Source organism: Mycobacterium sp., from assembly GCF_035603715.1.
Classification (GTDB): domain Bacteria; phylum Actinomycetota; class Actinomycetes; order Mycobacteriales; family Mycobacteriaceae; genus Mycobacterium.
The window spans coordinates 1-5,124 of sequence record NZ_DATNJW010000656.1 but is presented as its reverse complement, the minus strand read 5'-3'; the positions used below and the strand labels follow the sequence as shown (position 1 = coordinate 5,124).

Here is a 5,124-nt window from a genome sequence, read left to right as displayed (position 1 = left end):
TCGGCGTCCAGACCACTGACCCACGCGTCGAGCATCCGATGCGCGCCCTCCGGCGATGCCCCGATCAATTCCGGGCTGAGCAGCACCACGTCGCCCCGGCCGTTGTCGATCATCGGCGTAACGAGTTGCGCCACAAGGTGTTGCGCGCCGACCCAGGATCTGTCGGCCATACCCGCGCTGCTGACAAGGACATCGGCGGCACCTAGCAGGTAGTCGGCAGCCTGCAGGAAACGATCGATGGACAGCGGGTCCGCAAGATCCAAGTGGGCGGCGAACACCGCAGCGCCTCCGGACCGAAGACGGGCAGCGAATTCCTCGCAGATGTGGGTCCGGCGGGCACCCATCAACACCAGGTGCCCGCCGGCCGCCAACCGGGCCGCCGTCGCCAAGCCCACGGGTGACGAGGCTTCGGTGATGACGACCGTCCTGGACTCGCTCACGACGGACGCCGATCAATCTCGGTCTGCCCAGCTAAACTCTGGTGGTCAACTACCTCGGGTGGGGCCGGAAATACCCTGGCCGGGGAACATGGCAGTGACACGAAAACAGCGTGACACTTCGGGTTTATTTTGTAAAGTTTGGTTCATGGAGCAGACTCCGACCCTCGAGGGCGACGCCTCGACGCAGCAGCGGATTCTTGCTGCCACGGCCGAGGTCCTCGGCCGGAACGGCAAGCGGAAGCTCAGTCTGTCCGATGTCGCCGTTCAGGCCGGGGTATCCAGGCCAACGCTCTACCGCTGGTTCGCGTCCAAAGAGGACCTGCTTTCGGCGTTCTCCAAATACGAGCGGCAGACCTTCGAAAGCGGCATGGGCCGGGCGACCGCCGGCCTCAAAGGTACCGACAAGCTCGATGCGGCGTTGCGGTTCATCGTCGAGTACCAGCATTCCTACACCGGCGTGCGGATGGTCGACATCGAGCCCGAACATGTCATCAGCCAGTTCTCGAACGTCATCCCGCAGATGCGCGATGGTTTGCAGCGGCTTATTCCCGGTCCGAACGCCGCAGTGAAGGCGGCTACCGCGATCCGAGTCGCGTTCTCGCACTACATGATCCGCAGCGACGACGCTGACGAGTTCTTAGCCCAGCTTCGGCACGCGGTCGGGATCAAGGGCGCCGGCTAGTCGAACAGCACCGCGGCGTTCAGATAGCCGGTCGGGTCGAACGCCGTCTTCAGAGTTCGCATCGCGGCGATGTCGGCGACTCCGCGTGACATGCCCACGTAGCGACGCTTGCGGCTGCCGACTCCATGTTCGGAGCTGACGTTGCCACCGCTTTCCGCGATCAGGTCCATCATCGCGGCGTACAGATCGCGCTCCTGCTCGTCGCTGCAGCGCAGCACATTCAGATGCAGGTTGCCCTCGCCGATATGCCCGAACAACACTCCGACGGCGTCGGGCGCATGCCGGTGCACGAGCGACTTGGCGTCGTGGGCGAACGCGGGTATCGCGGACAGTGGCAACGACACATCGAACTTCAGCGGCGGTCCGAACAATCCGACCACCTCGGCCAACGATTCACGAGACCGCCAAAGCCGTTGTTGCGCAGCGAGATCAACCCCGACCGCGGGCTCGCCCAAAGTCTGCACACCTTCCAGCGCGTCGGCCAAGCGTTCGGTCTGATCGCGGTCGGCCGCCAGTTCAACCAGCAGCAGCCAGTCGCCGCGCACCGGCGGGGGCACCCCCAGACGCTCTTCGGCCAATGCGCTGGCCCGCCCGTCGATCAGTTCCAGCGCCGCGATGCCGTCCATGTCGCGAAACAACCGGCCGGCGTCGACCAGTGCGGCCAGGTCGTCGAAGCCGCAGACAGCGGTCACCCGATGCGATGGATCCGGGTGCAGCCGCAGGTCGAGCGCGGTGATCACGCCCAGTGTTCCCTCGGCGCCGACGAACAGTGCCGGCAGGTCGTAGCCGGTGTTGTCCGCCCGCACCCGCGAGTGGCGTCGCACCACCGACCCGTCGGGCAGCGCGACATCCAGCCCGATGACCTGGTTGCCCATGTTGCCGTAACGCACCGTGCGCAAACCGCCGGCGTTGGTCGATGCCATGCCGCCGACGGTCGCAGTGTCGCGGGCGGCCAGGTCGACGCCGAACACCAGGCCGGCCGCGTCGGCCGCGCGCTGCACCGCGGCCAGGGTTGCCCCTGCCCCGGCCTCGACACGACGTTCTATTGTGTCGACATCGCTTATGGTGCTGAGCCTTTCGGTCGACAGCAACACGTCGTCATGCTCGGGCACGGTGCCGGCGACCAACGACGTCCGGCCGCCCTGGATCGTCACGTGTACTCCGGCGTCGCGGCACAGCCGCAGCACGCCGGCGACTTCGTCCGCCGAGCCCGGACGCACCAGGGCGCTCGCGTGACCGCGGTAGCGGCCGGTGTGGTCGACGCTGCGGCCGGCCAGTACGTCGGGATCGGTGCTGACATAGTTCGCCCCTACCAGCGACGACACCTGCTGCAGCACACTCGCGGCCATGCTGTGGGTCTATCACATCGCTCGACGACGATGCAGGATGAGTGTCATGCAGCGTGAGGATGTCTGGTTCAACTCCGGCAGCGATCGGGTCAGCGCGTGGTTGTACCGGCCGGCGAGCGACGGTGACGCGCCGCTTTTGGTGATGGCTCACGGGCTGGGCGCGGTCCGCACGATGCGACTGGATGCCTACGCCGAACGCTTTTGCGCGGCCGGTTACGCCTGCCTGGTGTTCGACTACCGCAACTTCGGCGACAGCGAAGGGGCCCCACGTCAACTGCTCGATGTCCGAATGCAACTGCAGGACTGGATGGTTGCGGTGGCCTATGCGCGCACGCTGCCCGGCGTCGACGCGAATCGAATCGGCCTGTGGGGTACCTCATTCAGCGGTGGTCACGTAATAGCCACCGCGGCAAGGCTTCCGGGAATCGCGGCGGTTGTCGCGCAATGCCCGTTCACCGACAGCGTCGCCTCCCTGGGCGCAGTGGACCCGATGATCAGCGCACGCCTCACGGCGCTGGCGGCGCGCGACCTGATCACCGCCCGCTTCGGCGGGGCGCCGGTGATGGTGCCGACCGCCGGGCGTCCGGGCGAGGTCGCGCTGATGACCTCCCCGGATGCCTACCCCGGTTTTCTGGGGCTGGTGCCCGACGGCGTCGAGCTGCGCAACGAGGTCGCCGCGCGCATTGGCTTGAAGCTCTTGCCGTACCGGCCGGGTCGGCTCGCGGCGAAGGTGGCCTGCCCAATCCTGTTCTGCGTCTGCGAAACCGACACCGTCGCGCCGTCAGGTCCGACCCGCCGCTACGCGGCGACCGCGCCCCGCGGCGAGATCAAGCTCTACCCGGAAGGGCATTTCGAGATTTACGTCGGCGACGCCTTCGAGCGCGTGCTTGCCGATCAACTCGAGTTTCTCGAGCGGAATCTGCTGAAGGCCTAGCGGATGACGCTGACGCCACCGTCCACCGGGATCACCGCGCCGGTGATGTAGCTACTGGCCCGGCTGGCGAGGAAGACCGCGATGCCGGCCATGTCGTCGGGCTGGCCGATGCGGCCGAGCGGAAAGCCCGAACCGACGGCGTCCGAACCCGCCCGCAACAGCTCTTTGGTCATCCGGGATTCGAAGAGCCCGGGCGCGATGGCGTTGACCAGAATCCGCGGCGCCAGCTCCCCGGCCAGATGCTGGGTCAGCATGTGGACCGCGGCCTTGCTGGCGCTGTAGGAGAAGTTGTCCCGGCCGCGCCCGGGCGGAACGATCCCGTCGATGCTGCCGGTGTTGATGACGCGGGCCGGGTCGCCGTCGGTCGCGCCTGCCTCGAGCAGCGACACCAGCGCGCGGGTCAGCAGGAAGACGCCCTTGACGTTGACGTTGAAGACCTTGTCGAAGCCGGATTCGGGAAATTCGCCCAACGGCGCACCCCACGCGGCGCCGGCGTTGTTGTACAGCGCGTGTACGGCGTCCGTGCGCTCGGCGAGGTCGGTGACCAGCGCCTGCACACCGTCGACGGTGCCCAGGTCGGCGGGAATCGCCTGTACCGGTCCGTGCGCCGACAATTCGGCGACCGCGGCGTCCAGCTCGGCCTTTTTGCGACTGGACAGGTACACCGTCGCTCCCGCTTGCAGCAGCCCGCGGGCCATCATGACGCCGATGCCGCGGCCACCGCCGGTGACCACGGCGACCTTTCCGTCCAGACGAAACATGTCAGTCATGGTGATCAGTCTCTTCGAGGCTCAGGAACGACGGGCGGCCGTACCGATGTCGGTTCCGACGCCCAGCGGCGACTCCACCCGGACCGCCTCGTCACGGATCAGACCGCGCAGCAGTGCGGTGCTGAACTCGGCGGCGATCTCCTTGGCGCTGCGGCGTCCGCTCGGCCTAAGCCAGCGATAGGCGCCCAGCGTCATCCCGATGTAGCCGAGCGCCAAGACGTGCGAGTCGCTTTCGTAGAACTCGCCGCTGGCGATGCCGCGATCGATGAGCCCATGCACGTGCTCGTAGACCTGGGTTTCCTTCTCACGAACCGCCGCGACCTGTTCCTCGGTGAACCATTCGGTGATGTAGGGCTGCTCCTGGAAGTACACCGCCGCGCCTTCGGGGTTGGCGGCAATCTGATTGAGCAGCCGCACGGTGTACTGGTAAAGCGCCTCGCGGGCCGACATCGTCGGATCGTCGTGTACGGCGGCCAACGTGCGTTCGGCGGCCTGCTGATAGATGTCGTAAAGGATCAGCGACTTGCTGGCGTAGTAGTGATAGACAGTGGCCTTGTTCAGGCCGACGACATCGGCGACGTCGTCCATCCGGGTGCCGTGATAGCCGCGTGCGGCGAACAACTTGGTGGCTACAACCAGCAGCTCCTCGCGGCGGGTGAGCCCGTTCTCGGATGGCATGTCTACTCGCTTCGGCGGTCCGGGGGCTACCCGGAGTCAATCAACTGGTGGGTAGTCTAGGCAACACCACGGTTCACTGTTGCGCGTTGCCCGCCGGGACTAGACTCCGACATGGAACACGTACCGACTCGAGAGGTAGTCAGATGCAACCGGATCCTGATCCCAGCTACGACTTTTCCGACGAACTCGAGTTCTACTTCAAGTACCTGCCGTGGGGCCTGCGCGGCGTCACCGACGGCCAGGGCTACCCGCCGCCGGCGTACCCGCCCGT

General features: G+C 66.5%; 7 protein-coding genes. 3 read left to right on the top strand and 4 right to left on the bottom strand.

The annotated features are described in order from the left end of the window. Positions 1-440 (bottom strand): SDR family NAD(P)-dependent oxidoreductase (locus VN856_RS26535; RefSeq protein ID WP_325694865.1); only part of this gene is annotated, 440 nt, incomplete at its 3' end. 145 nt (positions 441-585) lie between these two features. Here VN856_RS26535 and VN856_RS26530 point away from each other — a divergent pair. After that, positions 586-1,122, top strand: a complete 537-nt coding sequence (locus VN856_RS26530) for a TetR/AcrR family transcriptional regulator (RefSeq protein ID WP_325694863.1) — start codon at positions 586-588, stop codon at positions 1,120-1,122. Here VN856_RS26530 and VN856_RS26525 read toward each other — a convergent pair. Beyond that, positions 1,119-2,471, bottom strand: coding sequence for an FAD-binding oxidoreductase (locus VN856_RS26525; RefSeq protein WP_414687056.1), 1,353 nt, complete (start codon positions 2,469-2,471; stop codon positions 1,119-1,121). The genes VN856_RS26530 and VN856_RS26525 overlap by 4 nt on opposite strands. A 46-nt stretch (positions 2,472-2,517) precedes the next feature. Here VN856_RS26525 and VN856_RS26520 point away from each other — a divergent pair, with 46 nt between their 5' ends. Then, on the top strand, positions 2,518-3,405 hold the full coding sequence (locus VN856_RS26520; RefSeq protein WP_414687055.1) for an alpha/beta hydrolase: 888 nt from the start codon (positions 2,518-2,520) through the stop codon (positions 3,403-3,405). Here VN856_RS26520 and VN856_RS26515 read toward each other — a convergent pair. Next, positions 3,402-4,175, bottom strand: coding sequence for an SDR family oxidoreductase (locus VN856_RS26515; protein ID WP_325694859.1), 774 nt, complete (start codon positions 4,173-4,175; stop codon positions 3,402-3,404). The two genes, VN856_RS26520 and VN856_RS26515, sit on opposite strands and share 4 nt — an antisense overlap. 21 nt (positions 4,176-4,196) lie before the next feature. Further along, positions 4,197-4,853 carry a TetR/AcrR family transcriptional regulator gene (locus VN856_RS26510; protein ID WP_325694857.1) on the bottom strand — a complete coding sequence of 219 codons (657 nt, stop codon included), beginning with the start codon at positions 4,851-4,853 and terminating at the stop codon, positions 4,197-4,199. A 143-nt stretch (positions 4,854-4,996) separates the two neighbouring features. On the opposite strand from VN856_RS26510, the gene VN856_RS26505 reads away from it, so the two are divergent. Continuing rightward, positions 4,997-5,124: hypothetical protein (locus tag VN856_RS26505; RefSeq protein ID WP_156751530.1), on the top strand; the 128-nt coding region annotated here is incomplete at its 3' end.

Coding starts and splice junctions, on each gene's coding strand:
- VN856_RS26520 (WP_414687055.1), top strand. CDS start 2,518: ATGCAGCGTGAGGATGTCTGGTTCAACTCCGGCAGCGATCGGGTCAGC.
- VN856_RS26530 (WP_325694863.1), top strand. CDS start 586: ATGGAGCAGACTCCGACCCTCGAGGGCGACGCCTCGACGCAGCAGCGG.
- VN856_RS26510 (WP_325694857.1), bottom strand. CDS start 4,853: ATGCCATCCGAGAACGGGCTCACCCGCCGCGAGGAGCTGCTGGTTGTA.
- VN856_RS26525 (WP_414687056.1), bottom strand. CDS start 2,471: ATGGCCGCGAGTGTGCTGCAGCAGGTGTCGTCGCTGGTAGGGGCGAAC.
- VN856_RS26515 (WP_325694859.1), bottom strand. CDS start 4,175: ATGACTGACATGTTTCGTCTGGACGGAAAGGTCGCCGTGGTCACCGGC.